General features: G+C 44.0%; 26 protein-coding genes. 19 read left to right on the forward strand and 7 right to left on the reverse strand.

Annotated elements, in window-relative coordinates; translation table 11 throughout:
• The first annotated feature begins 1 nt into the window (after position 1).
• The 15 genes from ACTXGH_RS01390 (at position 2) to ACTXGH_RS01460 (ending at position 14,342) form a co-directional block, all read left to right on the forward strand.
• Complete coding sequence (locus ACTXGH_RS01390; RefSeq protein ID WP_439295673.1) at positions 2–2,497, forward strand: molybdopterin cofactor-binding domain-containing protein; 2,496 nt, start codon at positions 2–4, stop codon at positions 2,495–2,497.
• A 122-nt stretch (positions 2,498–2,619) separates the two neighbouring features.
• The gene (locus tag ACTXGH_RS01395; RefSeq protein ID WP_439261735.1) at positions 2,620–3,957 is read left to right on the forward strand and encodes an XdhC family protein; all 1,338 of its coding nucleotides are present in this window, start codon (positions 2,620–2,622) and stop codon (positions 3,955–3,957) included.
• The gene (locus ACTXGH_RS01400; RefSeq protein WP_439261734.1) at positions 3,954–4,685 is read left to right on the forward strand and encodes an NTP transferase domain-containing protein; all 732 of its coding nucleotides are present in this window, start codon (positions 3,954–3,956) and stop codon (positions 4,683–4,685) included. Before ACTXGH_RS01395 ends, ACTXGH_RS01400 begins: the two co-directional genes overlap by 4 nt.
• A gap of 68 nt (positions 4,686–4,753) precedes the next feature.
• Positions 4,754–6,049 (forward strand): molybdopterin molybdotransferase MoeA, encoded by a 1,296-nt coding sequence (locus tag ACTXGH_RS01405; RefSeq protein ID WP_439261733.1) that lies wholly within the window; start codon positions 4,754–4,756, stop codon positions 6,047–6,049.
• Positions 6,050–6,172: 123 nt separating this feature from the next.
• On the forward strand, positions 6,173–7,288 hold the full coding sequence (moaA, locus tag ACTXGH_RS01410) for a GTP 3',8-cyclase MoaA (RefSeq protein WP_439295672.1): 1,116 nt from the start codon (positions 6,173–6,175) through the stop codon (positions 7,286–7,288).
• A gap of 66 nt (positions 7,289–7,354) precedes the next feature.
• Complete coding sequence (gene moaB / locus ACTXGH_RS01415) at positions 7,355–7,885, forward strand: molybdenum cofactor biosynthesis protein B (protein WP_439261731.1); 531 nt, start codon at positions 7,355–7,357, stop codon at positions 7,883–7,885.
• A 24-nt stretch (positions 7,886–7,909) separates the two neighbouring features.
• On the forward strand, positions 7,910–8,680 hold the full coding sequence (gene mobA / locus ACTXGH_RS01420) for a molybdenum cofactor guanylyltransferase (RefSeq protein ID WP_439295671.1): 771 nt from the start codon (positions 7,910–7,912) through the stop codon (positions 8,678–8,680).
• Positions 8,681–8,698: 18 nt separating this feature from the next.
• Positions 8,699–9,220 (forward strand): cyclic pyranopterin monophosphate synthase MoaC, encoded by a 522-nt coding sequence (gene moaC / locus ACTXGH_RS01425; protein WP_439295670.1) that lies wholly within the window; start codon positions 8,699–8,701, stop codon positions 9,218–9,220.
• Between the two features lie 88 nt (positions 9,221–9,308).
• On the forward strand, positions 9,309–9,617 hold the full coding sequence (locus tag ACTXGH_RS01430; RefSeq protein WP_439295669.1) for a MoaD/ThiS family protein: 309 nt from the start codon (positions 9,309–9,311) through the stop codon (positions 9,615–9,617).
• Between the two features lie 52 nt (positions 9,618–9,669).
• Entirely contained in the window at positions 9,670–10,161 is a 492-nt protein-coding gene (locus tag ACTXGH_RS01435; protein ID WP_439261727.1) for a molybdenum cofactor biosynthesis protein MoaE, read from the forward strand.
• 31 nt (positions 10,162–10,192) lie between these two features.
• A complete protein-coding gene (gene modA, locus ACTXGH_RS01440) occupies positions 10,193–11,020 on the forward strand; it encodes a molybdate ABC transporter substrate-binding protein (protein ID WP_439295668.1) in 828 nt (275 codons plus the stop codon).
• Between the two features lie 50 nt (positions 11,021–11,070).
• Positions 11,071–11,769, forward strand: coding sequence for a molybdate ABC transporter permease subunit (gene modB, locus ACTXGH_RS01445; RefSeq protein WP_439295667.1), 699 nt, complete (start codon positions 11,071–11,073; stop codon positions 11,767–11,769).
• Positions 11,770–11,963: 194 nt separating this feature from the next.
• A complete protein-coding gene (locus ACTXGH_RS01450) occupies positions 11,964–12,827 on the forward strand; it encodes a universal stress protein (RefSeq protein ID WP_439261724.1) in 864 nt (287 codons plus the stop codon).
• Between the two features lie 60 nt (positions 12,828–12,887).
• A complete protein-coding gene (locus ACTXGH_RS01455; protein ID WP_439295666.1) occupies positions 12,888–13,979 on the forward strand; it encodes an NAD(P)-dependent alcohol dehydrogenase in 1,092 nt (363 codons plus the stop codon).
• A gap of 75 nt (positions 13,980–14,054) precedes the next feature.
• Positions 14,055–14,342: a DUF4031 domain-containing protein gene (locus ACTXGH_RS01460; RefSeq protein ID WP_439295665.1), complete on the forward strand. Its 288-nt coding sequence runs from the start codon at positions 14,055–14,057 to the stop codon at positions 14,340–14,342.
• Between the two features lie 84 nt (positions 14,343–14,426).
• On the opposite strand, the gene ACTXGH_RS01465 is transcribed toward ACTXGH_RS01460, so the two are convergent.
• Both ACTXGH_RS01465 and ACTXGH_RS01470 read right to left on the reverse strand, forming a co-directional pair.
• The gene (locus tag ACTXGH_RS01465; RefSeq protein ID WP_439295664.1) at positions 14,427–14,945 is read right to left on the reverse strand and encodes a DUF302 domain-containing protein; all 519 of its coding nucleotides are present in this window, start codon (positions 14,943–14,945) and stop codon (positions 14,427–14,429) included.
• Positions 14,946–15,128: 183 nt separating this feature from the next.
• Positions 15,129–16,025, reverse strand: a complete 897-nt coding sequence (locus ACTXGH_RS01470) for a LysR family transcriptional regulator (RefSeq protein WP_439261720.1) — start codon at positions 16,023–16,025, stop codon at positions 15,129–15,131.
• A 210-nt stretch (positions 16,026–16,235) separates the two neighbouring features.
• On the opposite strand from ACTXGH_RS01470, the gene ACTXGH_RS01475 reads away from it, so the two are divergent.
• Positions 16,236–17,345 (forward strand): S-(hydroxymethyl)glutathione dehydrogenase/class III alcohol dehydrogenase, encoded by a 1,110-nt coding sequence (locus ACTXGH_RS01475; protein ID WP_439262132.1) that lies wholly within the window; start codon positions 16,236–16,238, stop codon positions 17,343–17,345.
• A 184-nt stretch (positions 17,346–17,529) separates the two neighbouring features.
• Here the strand turns inward: ACTXGH_RS01475 and ACTXGH_RS01480 are convergent, their stop codons facing one another.
• Positions 17,530–18,225: a haloacid dehalogenase type II gene (locus tag ACTXGH_RS01480; protein ID WP_439261719.1), complete on the reverse strand. Its 696-nt coding sequence runs from the start codon at positions 18,223–18,225 to the stop codon at positions 17,530–17,532.
• A 156-nt stretch (positions 18,226–18,381) separates the two neighbouring features.
• Between ACTXGH_RS01480 and ACTXGH_RS01485 the strand changes: the two genes are divergently transcribed.
• The gene (locus ACTXGH_RS01485) at positions 18,382–18,996 is read left to right on the forward strand and encodes a TetR/AcrR family transcriptional regulator (RefSeq protein WP_439261718.1); all 615 of its coding nucleotides are present in this window, start codon (positions 18,382–18,384) and stop codon (positions 18,994–18,996) included.
• 1 nt (position 18,997) lies between these two features.
• Here the strand turns inward: ACTXGH_RS01485 and ACTXGH_RS01490 are convergent, their stop codons facing one another.
• Together ACTXGH_RS01490 and ACTXGH_RS01495 are read right to left on the reverse strand one after the other, a co-directional pair.
• Positions 18,998–19,666, reverse strand: coding sequence for a DsbA family oxidoreductase (locus tag ACTXGH_RS01490; RefSeq protein ID WP_439261717.1), 669 nt, complete (start codon positions 19,664–19,666; stop codon positions 18,998–19,000).
• Positions 19,667–19,732: 66 nt separating this feature from the next.
• The gene (locus ACTXGH_RS01495; RefSeq protein WP_439295663.1) at positions 19,733–20,287 is read right to left on the reverse strand and encodes a carboxymuconolactone decarboxylase family protein; all 555 of its coding nucleotides are present in this window, start codon (positions 20,285–20,287) and stop codon (positions 19,733–19,735) included.
• Between the two features lie 293 nt (positions 20,288–20,580).
• On the opposite strand from ACTXGH_RS01495, the gene ACTXGH_RS01500 reads away from it, so the two are divergent.
• Entirely contained in the window at positions 20,581–21,432 is an 852-nt protein-coding gene (locus ACTXGH_RS01500; protein ID WP_439295662.1) for an SDR family NAD(P)-dependent oxidoreductase, read from the forward strand.
• Positions 21,433–21,645: 213 nt separating this feature from the next.
• Positions 21,646–21,981 carry a GlpM family protein gene (locus ACTXGH_RS01505; protein WP_439261714.1) on the forward strand — a complete coding sequence of 112 codons (336 nt, stop codon included), beginning with the start codon at positions 21,646–21,648 and terminating at the stop codon, positions 21,979–21,981.
• A gap of 19 nt (positions 21,982–22,000) precedes the next feature.
• On the opposite strand, the gene ACTXGH_RS01510 is transcribed toward ACTXGH_RS01505, so the two are convergent.
• Positions 22,001–22,240, reverse strand: a complete 240-nt coding sequence (locus ACTXGH_RS01510) for a hypothetical protein (RefSeq protein WP_439261713.1) — start codon at positions 22,238–22,240, stop codon at positions 22,001–22,003.
• A gap of 194 nt (positions 22,241–22,434) precedes the next feature.
• Positions 22,435–22,890 (reverse strand): outer membrane protein assembly factor BamE, encoded by a 456-nt coding sequence (locus ACTXGH_RS01515; protein WP_439261712.1) that lies wholly within the window; start codon positions 22,888–22,890, stop codon positions 22,435–22,437.
• Between the last annotated feature and the right edge of the window lie 105 nt (positions 22,891–22,995).

The following is a 22,995-nucleotide window of genomic DNA, read 5'->3' on the forward strand; positions in this document are numbered from 1 at the left end:
CATGTCATTATTAGATTCAGTATTACCGTCAGAGCCTACCAATAAAGAAAAAATGAATGAGCCTGTTGAAACGTTATTTGACAAAACAGCAAGTAATTTGGTGGGTAAACCGATTAACCGCGTCGAGGGCTCGTTAAAGGTTAGCGGTCAAGCTCATTATTCGGCAGAGATTCAACTAGACAATAAAGTGTATGGTGTCTTGGTGGGCTCAACCGTTGCTAAAGGAAAAGTCGAAAAGATCGATAACGACTCGATTGCACATATTCCAGGTATTATTAAAGTCGTTACTGATCCTAAGCGCTTCTTACGTAATGCACAGCAAGGCGGTGAGACCGAAGCACCGACTCAGGGCGTAAGCGAGGTTTTTTATCATGGTGAGCCCATCGCTGTTGTTGTCGCTGAAACTTTTGAAGCGGCGACCGAAGGCGCCAAGGCCCTTAAAGTCACTTATAAAGACGAAACCGATCAAGCGGCTTTGGATTTTACTAAAGAGCTACCTAACGCCCACGAGGTAAATGAGAAAAAAGGCTCGGATAAGAATGCCAAGCACGGAGATCCAGAGCAAGGCCTTGCGGATTCGGCGGTAACCCTCGATAGTATGTACCATACCCCAAGTCAAAATAGCGCTGCAATGGAACCGCACGTTACTTTGGCACATTGGGAAGATGACAAGCTTGTCTTATATACTTCAAACCAGATGATCGCCTCTTGTAAGCAGCAAGTAATGGACGCATTAGATTTGAATAAAGATCAAGTCGAGCTGATCTCCTATTATGTGGGCGGCGGTTTTGGCAGTAAGCTTGGTATTGCACCAGAATCTATTGCTGCCGCTATTGCTTCTAAAGAAGTCGGTCGTCCAGTACTGATTACTATGACGCGCCCGCAAGTGATGGAAGCGACGGTAAGACGCTCAAATACCCGTCAGCGTATCGCTATCGGTTGTAATGAAGAGGGTATTATTAATACCTTTATTCACGATACCACGACCAGCAATTTGCCAGGCGAGGCGTTCTTTGAACCAACAGCGTTATCCACTCACTTTTTGTATCGCGGAGAGAATCGCCGCGTCAGCTATCAGATGGTAGATATGAATCACGTATTATCAGGCTCTATGCGTGCTCCTGGTGAAGCGGTAGGTATGATCGCTGTTGAATGTGCGATGGATGAGCTGGCGAACAAGCTTGAGATCGACCCTATTGAGCTGCGCCGCCGTAACGAACCTGAAGAAGACCCTAGTGAAGAGATTCCGTTCTCCACGCGTCAGCTGGTCGCCTGTATGGAAAAAGGCGCTGAAGCATTTGGTTGGGACGAGCATAACCCCAAACCTGCCAGCCGACTAGAAGGCGACTGGTGGATAGGTACCGGTATGTCTGGCACTTCTCGTGGCAACACGTTACAACCTTCTGAAGCGCGGGCGATACTACAAGTCGATGACTCAAAAGAGCTTGGCGTCAAAGCCATTATCGAAACGGATATGACAGATATTGGGACAGGCTCTTACACCGTATTTACTCAAGTCGCAGCCGACTTATTAGGTCTGCCTATCGATCATATTGAGATGAAGCTTGGCGATAGCGCACTACCACCAGCGTCGGGTTCGGGTGGCAGCTTCGGTGCCGCTAGCGCCGGTAGTGGTGTCTATTTAGCTTGTGAGCAGCTACGCACCATGTTAGCCAAAAAGGTAGGTCTACATGCCGATACGATTCGTATAGATAACGGTCAAATCAAAAAATCAGGTGAGCACGAGCCTAGTAAAGTAGAAGTAGCCATTGATGCAGGTAAAGAAAAAGTCACAGAGCTGGTTGATGAAAAATTGGCTAATAAAGTCTCAGGCTTGATGGATAAAGCCGTAGATTTGATGGATATAGCGTCAGAGAAAACGGGTATACCGCTGCCAGAATCGGCATCAAATCTGAAAACAGCAACCGAGCAATATGATTTTGATGATAATCAGTCTTATGCACTAGCCGATATCATCGCTGAGTTTGACGAGCAAGAAATCAGCGCCAAAGGCCAGATCAAGCCGGGCAAAAATGGCAAAAATCTTCGCCAAGCCTCGTTTGGGGCCAACTTCGCTGAAGTCGCGGTACATAAAGTCACCGGTGAGATTCGCGTCAAGCGTATGACTGGCGTGTATGCAGCGGGCCGTATTCTCAACCATAAGCTTGCAACTTCACAGTGTTACGGCGGTATGATATTTGGCATTGGTTCCGCTTTGATGGAGGAGGTCATTCATGACAAGCACGATGGCCGCTTATGTAACCATGACCTTGCCGAGTACCATGTGCCGGTCAACGCGGACGTACCGCAGTTGGATGTGATTTTGTTAGAAGAAGATGACCCTTATACCAACCCTATGCATATTAAAGGGATTGGAGAAACCTCCATTTCAGGATCGGCGGCAGCTATTGCGAATGCTATCTATAATGCGGTCGGTGTGCGTGTTTATGATTTTCCAATTACGCTTGATAAGCTGCTTGCTGAAATGCCAGAGTAAGGGCTGTTGATAGATTTTTATCAAAACCTATCATTTTCACCTCAAGAACCCGCTTTAGATATTGGCTAAAGCGGGTTATTCTTTCTTCAAAATGATTATTTCTTTAATATAAGAAGCATATTATGAATCAAATTGCTGACATTCTTAGACTGGCAGACGAGGCTCAACAGCAAAAAATCGATGCCGTACTCGCAACGGTCGTCCGTACTGAAGGCTCAGCATATCGCCGGGCTGGCGCCATGATGCTCATCCTTGAAGATGGGCGTTCAGTGGGGATGATCAGTGGCGGCTGCCTTGAGCCGCATATTATCAAGCGCGGGTTTTGGCTCACTCGTCACGGCGCATGCGTGCAAGCTTACCAAACCGGCGACGATATTGGCTATACTGAGGATGGCAGGGCTAAACCTGACATTGAGCTGACGCAAAACGATGTGAGCGACGATCCACATGACGATTTATATCATGAGATGGACGAATTAAATTTTGGTCTAGGTTGTAATGGGCGCATACACATACTGTTTGAGCGACTAACGTCGGCTACGGCTTTATTAGATATCGTTCGGCAAGTGCGTGCAACTCAGCAGCCAAAAAAAATTGCAACCCTCATTCGTTTTGCTAATCATCAAGATTCAAGCTCTAAACTTAAAATCAGTATGCGTCTTGATTTGGATAATTATACCGAGTCGGGACAAATCACGACTATTGGCACTGATAACAGCGGTATCAATAGCGAGTCAAATCAAGCTGGCGCTAACACCTCAAATACGATTGCGGATACGGTTGAAAAATTAGCACAACATGCACTTATCGATAAAAATGCCGAGTATATTGTTGTAAAAGATGATGAACATGATAACAATGATGAAAATGACGACAACGCTAACTTAGTAACCGAGTGGCTCGTACAAAGTATACAGCCACAAATCCGCTTGCTGATTTGCGGGGCAGGTGACGATGTGTCAGCGCTGGTCACCATGGCAAAGCTGCAAGATTGGCACGTCACCGTTGTAGACAGTAGGTCAGGATATGCAACTCGCTCACGTTTTTTTCAGGCAGATAGGGTGATGCAGTTGCCGCTTGATGCGACGGACAAGCTACTGGCGCTCAGCGAAAATGCGGCAGTGGCGCTTATGTCACATAGTTTGTCGCAAGACCGTATTCGCCTTGCAACCTTACTAGAGCATGCTCATCATTATAAGTACCTTGGCCAATTGGGGCCACGCTATCGTACTGAGCGTTTGATTAATGAAATTAGCGTGACCAAAGCTGATCCTAGCGTTTTAAATGCAGGGATTAATAAACTGCATTATCCAATCGGCTATAAGCTAGGCGGCGATGGACCCGAAGCCTTAGCACTTAGTATCATGGCACAGATTAATGCAGTCATGCATGGACAAACGCCATCAGCTCAATGTGTAGATTTGGCCAATAGTGATGTAACTATGATGAGCCACGCATGATGACGCAAAATCATACCGTTATTGTTTTGGCAAGTGGTCTCAGTCAGCGCCTTGGTCAAGCAAAGCAGCTACTTCATAAAAATGGTGAGCCATTGATCGGCTACATGATTAAGCTAGCATTAGCGACTCAGCCACAAGCTATTGTCGTGGTTATTCCTAGTGATCATTCATTAATAGCAGATGTGGTGGCTAAGCTGGCAGCACAGTATGCCGCCATTCATACGGTTATGAATACAGCTCCCAAAACTGGTATGGCGCACAGTTTGTATTTGGGTATCGAGGCATTACGCAATGATATTGACTGCGATGATCTTTTAGTCAGTCGCGTATTAATCATGGGCATTGATCAAGTATTGCTTGATAAGTCGCATCTAATCGCGTTGATGACAGGCGCGCAGGATGTGGTTGCTAGTAGATATAGTAGTTTGAACAATTGGAGCGACGAGCAGGACTTGAGCGAGAAAACTGCGTTTCATGAGACAACCACCAATCAAATAACCACTAGTGATCCTCTTAGAAATGATATCGTTGGCCTGCCTCTAAAAATCGATTATGAGCTACTGACACAATGGCAAGCCTTGCTGACAGGGGATAAGGGACTACGGCACTTAATTAGAGGGCTGGCGTCTCACCAAATAAGTAGCGTAAATAATCATCAGCTCAGTTATGATATTGACACGCCAAGCCAACTTGCTCATGCTAGAGCACGAAGATGGATTGATGGTTGAGTTAAGAGGGTTCTTACGTCGCAATCCTTTCATCTTACAAATAACGTGAATAAAAAGAGTAGACCTTTATGATTACTATGGAAGAATTGCAGTCAGCGATAAAGCTGCGCGTAGACAATTACAATAATAACGACTTTACGCGTCAACAAAGAGTCATTGATACTTGCAAGCTACTAGATAGCCAAAATCAAATATTAGCGCAAGATATAAGCTCACCTTTTGATATACCAAGACAAGACCTGTCAGCGATGGATGGCTATGCAATTGCGCAAGGCAGTGCGCTATCAAAAGACAGTACTGTCAAAATAGTCGGCGAATCGCAAGCGGGCAGCGCTTATACAGGTCAGCTTGTAGCGGGACAGGGTGTACGCATTTTTACTGGGGCAGTCGTGCCAAGTGACTGTGATACGGTTATCATGCAAGAGAATACCAATTTTGCAGAAATAAAAGACACGCTTGATAAATCAAAGCCTTATGCTATTACGCTATCGCAAACTGCTGAGATCGATAGCAATATTCGCCGCCAGGGTGAAGAGATTGAGTCAGGTGAAGCGGTACTAAAAACAGGCAAACGCATTAATCCTGCTGATATTAGCTTGCTGGCAAACTTAGGGGTCGGTGAAGTAAGCGTCTTTGAGCCGCTTATCGTTGGGTTGCTGGCAACCGGCGACGAGCTTGTCGCTGTAGGTGATGAGCTGACAAGCCTTGCACAAATATATAATTCCAATACCCCAACCCTCAAAAGCTTGCTCGCAGACTTACCGATTACGATTCGCGACTACGGCATCATTGCTGATGATTTAGGCAAGACGACTGCGGCTGTCAACGAAGCCATGCAAGACTGTGATGTGCTGATCTCAACCGCTGGCGTGTCGGTGGGAGATTATGATTTTCTAACCACCGTCATTGAGCAGTTAGGGCAAATTAACCATTATAAGGTGGCGATGAAGCCTGGCAAGCCCTTTGTGTTTGGCGAATTAAATAAAGACCTTGATAAACCTGTATTATATTTTGGCTTGCCTGGCAATCCATTATCTACGGTTGTCGGAGCGCTGCAGTTTGTGATACCAGCACTATGGCAGATGTCAGGTGCTGGTTTGTCAGAGCAACCTATTCAACTGAACGTCAAAGCGATATTGATGAATGATGTGAAAAAATCAGTCGGTCGCAAAGACTTTCAGCGCGGTGTAGTGTCGCAAAATGCAGCAGGCAGCTATCAAGTTAAGTGCTTTTTAAGTCAGCAATCACACAGAATCAAACAGCTGAGCCATGCCAATTGCTTTATTGTATTAGATAAGGATAGCGGCGATGTGGCAGCGGACAGTACCGTGACCGTACAGCCTTTTCCTTGGCTACATAGTTGATTAAGCGCTTGCCAATTTACTATAAGATGACTACAAGAAAAACCAAAATAAACGCTACAATAGGTTGATAAATCCGAATAGAAAAGTAATGCTGATAACCAGCAATACTAATGGCAGTAAATTATGAATGATGACAATACTAAAATAGGTAATGCTCAGATAGGCAGTGCTCAGATGTATTCGCCTACCTCAGCACATACTACGTTTGATAATTATAGAGCGTCATCTGTAACTGCACCTGCTGCTAGTACGATTGATGCCCATCAGCCTTTAACTGACGGTTTCTCTCGTCGCCTGACCTATCTGCGTCTGTCTATTACTGACTTTTGTAATTTTCGCTGTGAATACTGCCTACCAAATGGTTATCAAGGCAAGCGTCCTGATGATGAATTGAGTGTGCCTGAGATTGCGACACTCATTCGCGGGTTTGCGCAAGTTGGCACCAAAAAGGTAAGAATCACAGGCGGCGAGCCCTCTATTCGCCGTGATGTAGTCGAGATTATTAACACCATTAAACAGACACCGGGCATTGAGACTGTCGCCATGACCAGTAATGGTTATAAGCTTGGTAAACACTTGGCCAATTGGCAAGCAGCTGGCCTAAATCAATTAAATATCAGCATGGACAGCTTTGATGCCGACACCTTTCATCAGATGACTGGCTTTAATACCTTACCGCAACTGCTTACTGATATGGATACCTTATTAGAAACTACCGATATCAAGCTTAAAATAAACAGTGTTTTGATGGCAGAGACTGCTTTTGAGAACTTGATGGACGCCATTGACTATGTCAAAGACAGACCCGTCACTTACCGATTTATTGAATTTATGCAAACCAGTGATAACAGTGATCTGTTCTTTGCTCAGCATGCCCATTCCGATACCATCATCGATTATCTGACTGAGCATGGCTGGCAGCCACACGTAAGAGGTAGTAGCGATGGCCCAGCAGTAGAGTATAGTCATCCAGACTATGTGGGTCGCATCGGTATGATTGCGCCTTATGCTGCGCATTTTTGTGATACCTGCAACCGCCTGAGAGTCAGTAGCCAAGGCAAGGTGCATCTGTGCTTGTTTGATCAAGGCAACTACGATATTCGTCAGCATCTGCAAACAGGGGATATACAAGGTTTGGTTGAGACTTTGCACAGCTTTATGCCGATCAAACCTGAACACCATCATTTGCATGAGTCTAATAGCGGCATTATGCACAACTTATCGATTATTGGTGGTTAGCATGACTGTACTCTAATCATAAAAACTATATTTAAATTATAAAAACTGTATTTTTGAGGAATCCCTATGAGCAAACCTGCTACCAAGTTTACCCCACTTAATATTGCCGTATTGACCGTTTCTGATAGTCGGACGCTGGCAGAAGATACGTCAGGCCAGTATTTAGCAGATAGCTTAACCGACGCAGGTCATCATTTGGCAGATCGCAAGCTGATTACCGATGATATCTATCAGATACGAGCGGTGATTAGTGGCTGGATTGCTGATCCAAACGTCCACGCGGTCATTACCACGGGCGGTACAGGGTTTTTTATTAGAGACAGTATGCCAGAGGCAGTAAATGTATTGTTTGATAAATCTATCGACGGCTTTGGCGAGATGTTTCGTCTGATCTCAAAAGATGAGATTGGCATGTCAACGGTACAGTCGCGCGCGGTTGCAGGCATGGCAAACGGCACGGGTATCTTTTGTTTGCCAGGCTCATCAGGCGCGTGCCGTACAGGCTGGGAGAACATCCTCAAAGAGCAGTTTGATAGCCGTACGCGACCGTGCAATTTTGTACCGCATTTTATGGCACAAAACCCAAGCCACGACTGAGGTGATAACAAGCAAAGTGTGGCTATGATAAATACTATAGATGGTTCAAATGGTTTTAACTGCTTAGACAGTTTGGCTGGTATTGTTATTTTAGCAGGCGGTGCCTCTAAACGGATGGGCACACCCAAAGCTGAACTCGTTCTGCCGACAGGTGAGCGTCTGCTTGATTACCATGTACGGCATGCGCTGGATTTAGCTCAAGCTCATACTGGCAATCATAAAAAGCTGCCTATTATGATTGCTGATAATGGGCGCGGCTTTAACATTGATTCAGTTTTAAGTGACAATGAGCCACAATCTCCAATTATTCATATTGCTGATTATGGTGCTATCAATAGTAAAAAGCAGAAGAGTGACGGTCAGATTGTTACAGGCGGGGCATTGGTCGCTATCGAGTCGGCTCTGCAAACTGTGATAAAGACTCAGCCATCAGATGCTTTAACGGAAAACCAGTCATCATGGCTGTTGGTAATTAGCTGTGATAGTCTGATACCTGCTACAGAGTTATGGCAAAAGTTGCAGTCTGTAGCGACTCAAATAAACAAAAATCAAGAAGCTGATAAAAAGGTGATTTGCTTAACCGATAATAGCCATTTGTATCCATTATTAGGGCTTTATCAGTTGAGTATTGAACCTGATTTAAAGGCTTATATTGATAATGGCGGACGGCGCGTGATGGCCTTTCTTCAGCCGATGGCGCAAGCGGTGCCTTTAGCAAGCAACTGGCAGCATTTGACCAACTTTAATACGCCAGCAGAGTTTGCTCGCGTCTGCGGCTCGTTAAGCAATCTATAAATATTAGAGAAACTAACAATGAATAACAACGCCCAAGCAGACAATCAAACTACTGCTACCCAATCCACTTTATCGCATTTAGACAGCGATGGTGATATTACTATGGTCGATGTCAGTGGTAAAACTGCCACAACACGAGAGGCCAATGCGGCGGGACAAGTGCGATTTCCGAGCGAGATTTATGAGCAGATCAAAGCCGCTGATGGTATGACCAAAAAAGGTAGCATCACTCAGACCGCGCATATTGCAGGCATCATGGCGGCCAAGCGCACCCACGATCTGATTCCGCTGTGTCATCCGCTGCCACTAGATAAGATTGGTTTAACCTTTGAGTACGATGATACCTGCAATAGCATAACCGTCAGCGGTACTGTTAAAGTCACGCATAAAACGGGTGTCGAGATGGAAGCCTTGACAGCGGTGAGTATTGCTTGTTTGACCATCTATGATATGACCAAAGCACTATCGCATGATATCGTTATCGATAACGTACATTTGCTAAAAAAAACGGGTGGCAAATCAGATTATAGTCATGCTTAGGGTTATAAGACTTCTTTTAAAACAGTTTTTTTAAGACAGTAAGGCATTGAACACAAAGCCAAGTAGCTTGTAAAGAATGGAGAGTGTGATGAACACTATCGAACCAAAAATCGTTGAGCCAGAAACTAAAACAGCAACCAACGTTGATACCGCTATGGATATCAATGTTTTATACTTTGCTAGCCTCGCCGATGAAGCTGGGCGCCAGCAAGAGACCGTCAGCGTGGTGCAGTCAACCTCATTGAGCGAGCTATACGATCAGCTGCGTCAAAAGCACGGATTTAGTCGTCCGCAAGCTGAGCTGCGGGTCGCCGTTAATGATTACTTCGCTAAGTGGACAGAACAAATCCATGATGGCGATAGCGTGGTGTTTATCACCCCAGTGGCTGGTGGTTAAATAAGTATTTGTTAGCGGCTATATAGCTAAAAACATTAAGTAGAGAGAAACGATGACAGACAACGTCCATAGCCATTCAATGACCATCAAACGCAGCGTTGATGAAGTATACACAATTGCTGAACGCGATGGCTTTGCCTTATTAGATATTGCCATAGATGAAGACCGGCTTAAAAGCACCCTTGATGATGACGGCTGCGGTGCATTTGTCTGCTTTGAAGGTCGCGTGCGCAATCATAATAATGCCACCAGTGTGGATCGTCTCACATATTATGGTTATGAAGATTTGGCAATCAATCAAGGCCGTGCCATTATCGAAGAGGCCAAACAGCGTTTTGAAATTACCCATGCTATTGCTATTCATCGTATCGGCGCATTAGAGATTGGTGATGTAGCAGTATGGGTTGGGGTGGTTTCTGCCCATCGTTATCCGGCGTTTGACGCTTGCCGCTGGATACTTGACACCATTAAGGCTGATATTCCTGTATGGAAGCAAGAGTATTATGAAGATGACTCTTCTAAATGGTTAAGTAATAATGGTTAAGTAATGATAGCTAACTGATAATGGTCAAGTAATGATGGTTAAGATAGCGGCTTTAGTTGGGGCAATATTGATGCTTAATGCCTGTACGCAAGAGAGTACGGTCAGTGAAGCATCTGCTGCTGACACTGAGCAAGCTCAAACGCTGCGTATCGCTGCTGCTGCCAATTTGTCTGACGTACTGCCTAAGATTATAGCAGGCTATAAAAAAGACAATAACCTACCCGTGCAAAATATCTATGACATAGATGTCACTTATGCGTCCTCTGGCAAGTTATACGCGCAGATTATAGCAGGCGCGCCTTATGATATATTTTTATCGGCCAATCAAGAATTTCCTGCCAAGCTTGCTGATACAAGCGCGCAAGGCGTAATGTTTCATGAACCTTTTACTTATGCGCAAGGCCAACTGGCATTATATAGCGTAACCAAACCTTTGGCTGAGCGCAGCCCTACAGCGCTGACCGAGCGCCTGATGAGTGATACTAAGGCCAAAATCGCCATTGCTAGTCCCAAGCTTGCCCCTTATGGCGCATCGGCAAAGTCTTATCTGCAATCGCAGAAATTGTATGACACTTTAGAGCAGCAAAAACGCTTAATACAAGCAGAGAATATCGGTCAGGCCTTTCAATACGCGCATACGGGCCATGTCGATTATGGCTTTGTGGCGCAATCACAACTCTCTGCTATCAACGCCAAACCTGAGCAATTTATTACTTTAGCACCAGCGTCTTATCCTGCTATTTTACAAGATGGTATCGTCATTGGTGACTCTGCTATGGCGACAGACTTTAGTGATTATCTGCTATCGACTGCGGGGCAACAGTATTTTTTACAAGCAGGATATTTAACCGCTCAATAACGATTGGTGGGATAGAATACACCTTTACTAATATGATGAGCAACGGCGTTATGATAGACCCATCCTTTATGTCCGACATGCTCAGTCCATTCTTAGTCAGTCTTAAGCTGGCTGCTATCACTACCTTGTGTTTATTACTCTTTGCCACACCTGTGGCATATTGGCTTGCCAAACCAAGTCGTGGACACTTCGTGGCACGTGTCAAAGTGGTAATGATGGGCGTTATTGCCATGCCGCTGGTACTGCCGCCGACCGTTATTGGTTTTTATTTATTATTACTACTTAGTCCCAGCACGGGTATCGGTCATTATCTTAATGAGCTTGGGGTTAGTCCTTTAATTTTTACCTTTGAAGGTCTGGTCGTCGGCTCCCTCATTTATTCCCTGCCATTTTATATCCAGCCTGTCTATGCTCAGTTTTTACGTATTCCCAAAAGCGTGATGGACATGGCAAGCTTGTTAGAGCCCAGCCGTCTTAAGCGCTTTATGAGAATGGCACTACCACAAGCCAAGGTCGGTATCATTTTGGGTAGTCTTATCAGCTTTGCCCATACCATTGGCGAGTTTGGTGTGGTACTGATGATCGGTGGCAGTATTTCAGGTGAGACCAAAGTGGTGTCGATTGCGATATATGAACAAGTCGAGGCACTCAACTATGAAGCGGCGCACATGATGTCAGGCGTTCTTATCATCATAGGGATGATTATGGTGGCGCTCATTGCGAGCGTGAACAAATTAAATCAGCGCTGATCTGTACAAGTCGTAAAAGTACATCTTGAAACGGTTATCCAATGTGAGAGGTGATATGCTAAATAGTATGATCATCGCCTAAGTTTTCAATTTTTAAGTTTTTAAGTTGCTGTATATCAACAATCGCAGGCGTAGATCGACAAGTCGAGCTGCACAAAAAGGTGGCAGCCATCGTTAAAAATTAAGGATGAATCATGAAAACAGAACAGCACATTTTAGCCTGTATTGATGGCTCAGCGGTTACTAAGTCGGTTTGTGATTATGCAGCATGGTATGCCAGTAGGTTAGGGTTGCCGGTTGGGCTGCTCCATGTCAGCGATGTTCCGGCGTCGACCAGACGCGACTTATCAGGAGCGATAGGAATCAATAGTCGCGAATTTTTGCTAGAAGAGTTAACAGAATTAGATGAAAAAAGAGCCAAGGTTGTCAATAGTTATACTAATGCATTGACACAGGATGCAAAAAGCTATTTGCAAAGTAGCTTTAAGGAAGTGGACGTCCATATTTATCAACGCCGCGGTAAACTGTTACCTGCCATTGAGCATTTTAAAGAAGAAAATCGTGCCATCGTTATGGGGCGTCGCGGTGAAGATCATAAGAACAGCCGCATCAACATCGGTAGCCAAATCGAAACCGTTGCACGAGCATCAAGTATACCTGTTTTAATTTGCTCAGAAGAATTTGAAGCGCCTAAGTCCTACATGGTCGCATTTGATGGTAGTAAAACGGCTATCAAAGCCACACAGATGGTAGCAAAGAGCGATCTGTTGCGAGGATTAAAAGGTTATATCGTGATGGTAGGTAATGACAAAGAAGCCACCAAAAAGAGCCTTACTGATGCTGTAGATCATCTAACGTCAGCGGGCTTTGAGGTAGAGGCGCATCATCTGCCTGAGCTTGATGCAGTTGATGGATTATTGTCGTTTCAGATAGATAATGGTGTCGATATTATTGTAGTCGGTGCTTACGGTCATTCTAAATTGCAGCGCTTGTTTCTTGGTAGCACTACTACAGAAATCATCGCCAGCACAGTGTCGCCAGTAATTTTAGTGCGCTAAAACAGCGAAATAACCTTTTATAAACGACATTTAATTTTGCTAGTAAACAAGGTGGATATAATGGATATTAAAGCAGCAGTCACTCAAAACCAAGGCGCGGCTTTTGAATTAGAGACTGTACAGCTTGCCACGCCTGAGATTGATGAGATACGAGTAAAAGTCATTGCGACAGGCGTTTGTCATACTGATGTGGTCGCGCGTGATATGGGCATCGCGCCATTTCCTATCGTACTGGGTCATGAAGGGTCTGGGATAGTGGATGCTGTCGGCGCAGGGGTAACTGATTTGCAAGTCGGTGATCCTGTAGTGCTATCGTTTGCGCACTGCGGTAATTGCGGGCATTGCCTGACGGGTCATCCAACCGTTTGCGACACTTTTAATGAGCTGAACTTTGGCGGTGCCATGGACGATGGCACCCGTAGGCTTGCGCAAAACGGAGAGACGCTGGCGACTTTTTTTGGACAATCTTCATTTGCCACTTATGCGATAGCCAAGTCTAGAAACGCCGTAAAAGTCGATCCAGAAGTCGATTTAGCGCTACTTGGACCGTTAGGATGTGGTATTCAGACTGGTGCAGGAACAGTGTTAAATCGCTTGATGCCAGAGTTTGGTTCTAGCATCGTGATTTATGGCGCTGGCGCCGTTGGCCTCAGTGCAGTGATGGCAGCTAAGATTGTTGGCTGTCAGCATATCATCGCCGTTGATGTGCACGATAGTCGTCTTGAGCTGGCAAAAAAGCTTGGCGCGACCCATACTCTAAATGGTGAAAACGTTGATGTCGTAACAGAAGTCAAAAAGATAACGGATGGTGGCAGTCACTATGCGGTAGAGACCACAGGCGTCCCTATAGTAGTCAAGCAATCATTAAATGCCTTGCGTCCTTTGGGGACAGTGGCAATCGTTGGTATTACACCAGAGATGAATATCGATGTCCATAATGATTTGATGGCTGAAGGTAAGAGCATGATCGGCGTCATTGAAGGTGACTCTATTCCGCGCGTATTTATCCCGCAGCTGATTGCTTACTTTAAAACGGGTCAATTCCCATTTGATAAGCTGGTTAAATTTTACGATTTTGAGGACATCACCCAAGCGTTTGAAGATTCGGCAAGTGGCATTACCATTAAGCCGATTCTGAGAGTAGGATCATAAGCAAAACGCAAAGTTAAATTGGTTTTTCATCATCCTAAAAGTAGTTTATTTTTTAAATTTCAAAGGTACATATTAATGGCGATATACGTGGATTTTATGCAAATAGAATTTAAAGGCTATAAATGGTGCCATATGCTGGCCGATACCCTACAAGAGCTGCATGAGTTTGCCGAATTGATTGAAGTAGATGCGCGCCTATTTCACCGTAATGCCAGCTATCCGCACTATGATGTAACAGTACAGATGCGAGAGACAGCGATTAAGTATGGTGCTATACCTGCTAATAGAAGAAAAATTATCGAGTGCGCTAAGAAATTAAAAGTAGAGTTACATGAGCAAATAGCACAATCTGAGAACTCCTAATAAGTTAATTTTCTAAAAACATAAAAAAGGTGGGTTATGCTTTTGCATCCCACCTTTTTGTTTGTTCAGATTTTCATTTATATTTTACTTTGCAATAGCGGCTTTACTAACGCCATCAAGGGCTTTTGCAATATTCGCTAATTGGGTATCACAACCTTTTATATTATGACGCTCTTTTAGGTATTCTGGATTGTTGTACGACAACCAGACCTTTTTATCAGCATCTTCACTGATGAGGATTTTTTGTGGCAAATCGATAGCGACGCTTTGCTCGCAATTCATCAACGGCGTACCCGCTTTTGGATTACCAAACATAATGACTTGCGTCGGTCTTAATGTTAAATCGACACCTTGCGCATTTTTCTGATGATCGACGCGCGCAAATACTTTCATACCTTTGCTTTCGATAATCGCCGCCAGCTTTTCAGCGGTATCTTGAACAGAATGATTACTTTGCATCGTCACCAAACCCTTATCAGCATTGATAGCAGTCATTGTTTCTGGCGTCGATTGCACCTTATCTGGCGCGTTTAAAATATTTTCAACACTGGCGCAAGAGGATACGGCCACAGTTAGGGCAGCGATAGAGATAATTTTAAGCATAAAAATTCCTTTTTTATTGTGGTTGTTTATTCAGTGAGTGATGGCTGACAACATCGAATATTCATTGTGAACCATAATACTGTGCTTCATAACATTGTGCTTCATAGTATTGTGCGTAATAAACTGCGCATAGTAAAGGGTCGCATGACAACACCTCTTAAAGAATGACTAAGCCAAAACCAATTACAAAGCCAAACGCTCTGCCAGATAATCTACGAGCAATCGAATCTTTGGCGATAAATGACGGTTGTGCGGATAGACGGCCCAGATACTTTCCTCGGGCTCTCTATAGTTATCTAATAAGCTGACAAGCTCACCTGATGCTAAGTATTGTTGCACATAATAATCAGGTAGCTGCACAATACCTAAACCTTTTAACGCAGCATCGACTAGACTGTGTCCACTGTTGTATTGCACAGTGCCAGACACGCGCAGGTTTTTTTCTTTATCAGCATCTTTTCCAGAATCTGTTTTTTTAAGATCTATAAAATGCCAATAGTCACGAGTGCCAAGCAGACAGTTATGTTGGCTTAGATCGGACAGCGTATTCGGTATGCCGTGTTTCTTGAGATAAGCGGGTGCGGCACAGACGAAGTTGGTACGACGGCTAAGTTTTTTTGCCATCATCGTCGAATCGCTTAATTTGCCAATACGAATCGCCAAATCATAACCGCCATCAACCAAGTCAATTTTTTGATTACTCAAAAATGCTGTCACTTCGATATCACTATATTGCACCATGAAGTCATTGACCAGTGGCAATAATTGTTGCTCGCCATAAGTGACAGGGGCGGTCAGTTTGATCCTGCCTTGCGGCTTTGATTGTAAGTTACTCACCGCTTGCTCAGCAGCATCCAAACCATCGAGCACGCTGCGGCAGTGCTGATAAAACACGCGACCTTCTTCTGTCAGTGATACCTTGCGCGTTGTGCGATACAGCAATTTAATACTGAGGCGCTTCTCTAAGGCGCTTATCTGCCGACTGACCTGCGCGGTTGAGATGCCCAACTCTTTTGCGGCGCGGGTAAAGCTCTCGTACTCCGCCACATAAACGAACTCGCTAATACCATCCCAACGCATGATTATTACCGTTATGTAAAAGATATTTGCAAATATAGCACATTGTTATCGTTCCAGAAAAGACTATAATGGTCAGTATAAAGTTTAACGCTTCACAGACTGGTACAACGGTAGCTTGCCTCTATTAAGTCAGCACTATAAGATGAGTAGGTCTGTGTTCAATAATCGATAAAACCAATTAAAAGAGAGAATACTATGTCAGATAAATTTATTAAATCGAAAGCCGCTGTTGCTTGGGCAGCAAATGAGCCACTGTCTATCGAAGAAGTAGATGTCATGCTGCCCAAAAAAGGCGAAGTATTGGTAAAAATCATCGCCAGTGGCGTGTGTCATACCGATGCGTTTACCTTATCTGGTGAAGATCCAGAAGGTGTATTCCCAGCTATCTTAGGTCATGAAGGTGGCGGTATCGTTGAGCAAATCGGTGAAGGCGTGACCAGCGTCCAAGTTGGCGATCATGTCATTCCTTTATATACTGCAGAGTGCGGTGAATGTAAATTCTGCTTATCAGGCAAAACCAACCTATGCTCTGCGGTACGTGAGACTCAAGGTAAAGGTTTAATGCCAGACGGAACCACGCGTTTTTATAAAGATGGTGAGCCGATTTACCATTACATGGGCTGCTCAACGTTCTCTGAGTATACCGTCCTACCAGAGATTTCATTGGCCAAAGTTGACGCTGATGCACCGCTTGAAAAGGTTTGTTTACTTGGCTGCGGCGTCACTACAGGTATGGGCGCAGTTATGAATACGGCTAAAGTCGAAGAGGGTTCTACCGTCGCTGTTTTCGGTCTTGGTGGTATTGGCCTTGCCGCCATTATTGGTGCAAAAATGGCCAAAGCCAGTCGTATTATCGGCGTTGATATTAACGAAGATAAGTTTGAGTTGGCTAAGAAGCTTGGCGCGACTGATTGCATCAATTCTAAAGACTACGACAAGCCTATCCAAGAGGTCATCGTTGAGATGACGGATGGCGGCGTAGACTACTCTTTTGAATGTATTGGTAATGTCGATGTGATGCGCTCAGCACTTGAGTGTTGCCATAAAGGTTGGGGCGAGTCGGTTATCATCGGTGTTGCTGGTGCAGGACAAGAGATCTCAACCCGTCCATTCCAGTTGGTGACCGGTCGAGTCTGGAAAGGTTCCGCATTTGGCGGTGTCAAAGGTCGCACCGAATTGCCCGGCTACGTTGATCGTTATATGCAAGGTGACATCCCATTAAATGACTTTATCACTCACACTATGCCATTAGAGGACATCAATGAAGCATTTGATCTGATGCATAAAGGTGAGAGTATTCGTACCGTTATTCATTTTTAGAAGTTAATCTGTAGATAGCAGTTTTAAAATGAGTCTCGTGTCATAGTATTTATAAAAATGCCGCCCTTATATAGGAGCGGCATTTTTTTAGCATTAAAAATATAGTCAGTGAAAAGTAATATCGATATATCAGCAACACCGTAGCGTTTTTAGGATATTTTGACTATAGAGTTATAAATAACGGTTAGCCTTGAGTGTCAAGAATAATCTGCTCTGCAAGCGTGACCAGATCTGAGGCCATAAAGTCTGGCGTCGGTACATTGGAGGCGGGCAACATGGCATTATAGGGCCGAGTGAGAAATGCCCCTTGGCAGCCAGCAGCTTGCGCGCCAATCGTATCCCAAAGATGACAAGCGACAAGGCACAAATCTGACATTTCAACAGCCAGCTCTTTAGCGACCATTTGATAAGTTTCAGGCGCAGGCTTGAACTTTGCAACCTGCTCAACGCTAAAAGACTGCTCAAAGAACTCACTCAATCCTGCTTTTTCAAGTGGCGTAGGAGAAGCACTACTGGCTGAATTGGTCAATGTCACCAGTCGAAACCCTGCGTCACGTAGTTTGGTCAAGGATAGTATTGCATCAGGATGAGCAGGCATTTTGCTCATGCGCTCTTTTAACTCATTAATATCGTCATCTGTCAGCGTGATTTCATGGATATCAGCTGTCATCTGTAACGCACCGACGCCAAGCTCACCAAAAGGCGTATAAAGTCCTGACAAAGTCATGGTCTGCGAATAAAGCACCAATTGGGCGAACCATTCTCTTAGCATGTGCTTGTCACCGAACAGGCGCGCAAATAATGGTTCAAGAGTAGTAATGTCGAGTAGTGTCTCATTGACATCGAAGACGATAATCGAGGGTGATAGATTGTTGGACATAAAAACTCCTTTTTAGTAGCTATGAGTACCGTCTAACTTTAACTAGACTTGAGAGGTTGTTCAAGATAAAATTGAGCAATCACTCAAATTAATATTGTTTTACAACTTTGCTGCATCTGATTGCAGCTTGGCACAGACTGAATATTGGAATTAGATATGTCTCGTACGACGCTTTATAACCGACAAGACTCTTTAGAGCGAGCTTTACAGCTTTTTTGGCAAAAGGGATTTCATGCGACGTCTTTAAAAGATTTAGAAAAAGCACTCGACATGCGACCGGGGAGTATTTATGCCGCTTTTGGTAGCAAGGATGGACTGTTCCAAGAAGTATTAGAGTACTATGCTCGTCTGTCATTGGCTGAGTTAGAGTATACTTTGAAGACCCATAGCTCGCCATTGATGGGGCTAGCTGCCTACTTGCGACAGCTTGGTGGAATTCTCGATAAGGGGCTGCCAAGTCGCGCTTGTATGCTGGTAAAAAGCTTGTTGGAGCTTGGCGCTCGTGAGCAATCAGCCTTACAAAAGGTTGAGGCAATGCTGGCTGGAATGGAAGCGCGATTTATTGACTGCTTTACAGAAGCTCAGCGCATAGGAGAGCTTGATAGTGAGCTTGACCCTGTGAGGCTGGCTCGGCGTTTGCAAGCGGAGATAATGGGGCTGCGCGCTTTTGCACAGCGCGATGTAGATAGTGCTGCCGTACATGAGCTTGCCGAAGATATGGCGCAATCAATAGAAGCCTTGCGTAATGATAGCGCCACAGAATCGATATAATTTAATCAGCCATGTCAGCCAGTTGCTTTAGAATTTGAGTATAGTTTTCAACCCCTTGAGCACCGCTAACCAGATGACGCTCATTAAAAATGATGGCTGGTACGCTTTGAATACCCTGCTGCTGCCAGTGCTGCTCAGTCTCTCGTACTTCTTTTGCAAAACGTTGATCTTCTAACACTGTCAGCGCCTCGCTACGGTCTAACCCAATCTCCGCTGCGATATCAGCAAGTACTTCTTTGTCAGAAATGTTGCGACCATTAGTAAAGTGCGCGGCGAACAAAGCTTGTTTTAAGTCGTGCATACGACCCTGTTGATCCGCCCAATGCAACAACTGATGCAAATCAAACGTATTGTGCATACGTGTGTCATCATCGAAATTGAAGGTAAAGCCCACCTCACTACCAGCTTCAGTCATTCTGATGCGGCTCGCATCTGACTCGGCTTTGCTTGAGCCATACTTCTCCATGATATGCTCACGCAAGTTTTGACCAGCGCTTGGCATATTAGGGTTCAGCTCAAACGGATGCCAATGTATCTCATAGTCGGTATCGGTTCGCTCAAGCGCTTGTGCCAGTTGGCGATAGCCGATGACACACCAAGGGCAAACCACGTCCGATACAATATCTATGCGCAACGGCTGATCTGATGATAACTGCTTTGAATGTTCCATATGACCTCTCGTTAGCTATTATTTATAATGTTAACTTCCAAAACTGCTGCGTGTTAGCTTAGGTAGTTAGTCAGCCTTTTGCCATTCAAACTTTTGGAACGGCTTATCAATTGGCGTGTTAGCGAGATGATTGGTGTAGTTACTCATCACTTTTTGCGCGGCTGCAAGGATGACTTCCAAAACTTGACGCTTAGTAAAACCTGCATTTAAGAATGCTTGTACAGCGTCATCGTTAACATTACCACGATCACGGACGACAGAGAGGGTAAAGTTACGTAGCGCTTCCAACTTATCAGTCGGTAGTGGCGTTTCATTACGTAATGCTTCGGTGATAGCGTCATCTACCTTCATACTTTTGGCAATGCCAGTATGTGCTGGCACGCAATAATGACAATCGTGCTCAACGTTGATCGTTTGCCATACAACGGTGGTCTCTTCATCATCGAAGCTGCTGTCTAAAAACAACTGATGCAAACGTTGATAGCCTTCTAACAGCCCTGGTGCTTCGGCCATGACAGCATGTAGATTTGGAATCATACCAAAGGCATCGATAGAGTTATTCAGCAACGCTTTGCTATCCTCTGGTGCGCTTTGTTTGTCATGTAGAGTAAAGTCAGTCATATAAGAATCCTTATTGTAGGTGCTAATGATTAGTTGTTGATGGTTTAGTAATGAATGCTTTTATATTAAATTGACTATATTTGAGTGATTGCTCAAATTAATAGATAATGCGTTTTCGAGTCATTCAACTACAATCACTATAAATCATTTTGAGTGAACGTTCAAGTTTGATTGAGCAATTGTTTGAAGCACAACATTTTCATTACAATATGCTGTTTTATGACAGATAAAATAGAACACATTCAAGACGTAAATATTAGCGTAAATAACAACTCAAATAATAAGGACGGCTCATGGCTAAGACTATTTTGATTACTGGCAGTACTGATGGCATTGGTAAACTGACCGCTTTAAAACTGGCAAAAGCGGGACATCAAGTGTACTTGCATGGTAGAAATGCGGACAAACTTGCCAGTGTCATTGCAGAGGTCAACGCTGTCGCGACAGGCGCAGCAGTAGACAACATTGATGGATTTGTGGCTGATTTTTCAGATTTAGATGCGGTACGTAAAATGGCAGCAGAAGTCAGCGAAAAGCTACCAAAGCTCGATGTACTCATCAACAACGCAGGGATTTATACCACCGCATCGGCAACAACCAAAGATGGGTTGGACATACGTTTTGTGGTCAATTACTTGGCGCCTTACGAGTTAACCAATGCTTTATTACCGCTACTCAAAGAGTCGGATGAATCCCGCATCATTAATTTAAGTTCGGCGGCGCAAGCGTCGATATCCTACAAAGCATTGGCAGGACAAGAGCGTCTCGCCGATAAAGACGCCTATGCTCAAAGCAAGCTGGCGCTCACGATGTGGAGTATGGATTTAGCTGCCACAGTCGCGGCAGATGATATCAATGTCATCGCTGTCAATCCAGGCTCGCTACTAAATACTAAAATGGTCGATAAGGCTTATGGTCAATATTGGTCACCGGCGGATAAAGGGGCAAATATCCTAACCGAGCTTGCCATCTCAGATGAGTTCGCTAATGATACTGGCAAGTACTTTGATAATGATATTAAGGATGGCTCACATGGTGATGCAAGAGGGGAGTTCGGACAACCGCATGCAGATGCTTTAAATAAAGAAGCCGTTGCAGAGCTTGAGCAACAAACTCAAGTAGTATTACAGACGCTTTTTCTATAAGTTATCGATTTTTGAATAATTTGTTAGCTCTATCTAATGATATAATCCGTCACTTTAGCTTTTATATCTTTATGACCTGTGTTTAAGTGACTTAAGTTTCACGACTTAAGCTTCATGATTTTTCATAAGCTAGGCACATTCATTAAGTGTTTAATGATAGCTAAAAATCGATAAGAGCGTAGCTAGTTTGAGTCCAACAGGAGATAACCCATTATGATTTGGCTAAAAATGCTTGTTGGCGCGTTGGTGGTATTATTGATTCAACTGTTCGCTCAAAGTCGTTTTTTTTATTTGGCTGCACTTGCGCCACTTTTTCCGACTTTTACTTTGATCAGTCATTTTTTAGTCAGTACTCAGCGTAGTGCTACAGATTTTAAGGTTGCACTGATATTTAGTATGCTAGGTGTGATACCGCATCTTATTTATACGCTGATTGTGTTTTTTAGTTTTAGCCACATTGGGCTGTATAAGGCGTTATTACTAGGTATTGCAGGCTGGTTAATCGCTGCTGCTATTTTGGTATTTGCATGGCAACATCTGCAAATATAACAAAGAATGAATCAGTACGTTAAGCGCTTCTTTTTTTATTCATGCAATCAAACCAAGCGTCGTCATAGGCAGCAGTAGCAGAATCAAAGTGCACGTATATTTTTTCATTATTTAGTGTCGCATACCAATGCTCATCGTTATACCCTGTAAGCACTTGAAAATACTTTTCATTCACAAAGTCGCCTACAACATAGGTATTACCTGTTGCAAAAAAGGTATTGCCAGCCGTACAGAGTAGTGTGTCGCCCGTATTTATCATAGCTTTCTACTTGTATATTTGTTTATATTCGGTAATGTTAATATATGATTTTAGCCGAATATAAGGTGAAATACCATAAGGTAGGGTACGATGAATACGTTTTGTAACGTAATTTTTTATGCTTCCATACAAAAAAGCAAGACAGTAGCTGCCTTGCTTTTTAGTTAACTTAGACCGTTCATTGAATCAACGAATTAATGTCCATACTTAGCACAAGAGGCTGGTAGCCAATAAAACTCAGTAGCGACGAATTCATCATCACGTAGACGACCTTCATAACTGTCGTCAAAGATGATCTTATATTGACACGTTTCGACTCTGTCATCAGTACTGTAAAATTTGAGGATATAATCCCATTCACGAGCGTTAAAGCCCTCACTAAAATGAGGGGTGCCAATTAGTTTATAGATTTCATCTTTAGTAGTACCCACCTTGATTTTGGCAACATCGTCCTGACTGACGATACTACCGCCTTTTTGCCACGCTTTGTTTGGATCTGGGAACACCAAGTCATCGGTATCAACAGAGCCGTGCTGAGCACCAGGGGTCAAATGCCACGTTGGCGTTATGTTTTTTTGGGTACAGCCAGTCATAGCAAATAGTAGAGCAGTAGTGGCTAACAAGCCGTAACGGTAAGCAGATTTTTTCATGATCCATTCCTTAATATATGTTGTGTGTCATTTGACAACGTTTATCTATTTATAAAAGCTATCTATAGACAAACGCTGCCATGAGGTAAGGTGCTTGTACTAGAA

The sequence above is a fragment of the Psychrobacter sp. 1Y10 genome (assembly GCF_052259005.1).
Lineage (GTDB): Bacteria > Pseudomonadota > Gammaproteobacteria > Pseudomonadales > Moraxellaceae > Psychrobacter > Psychrobacter saeujeotis.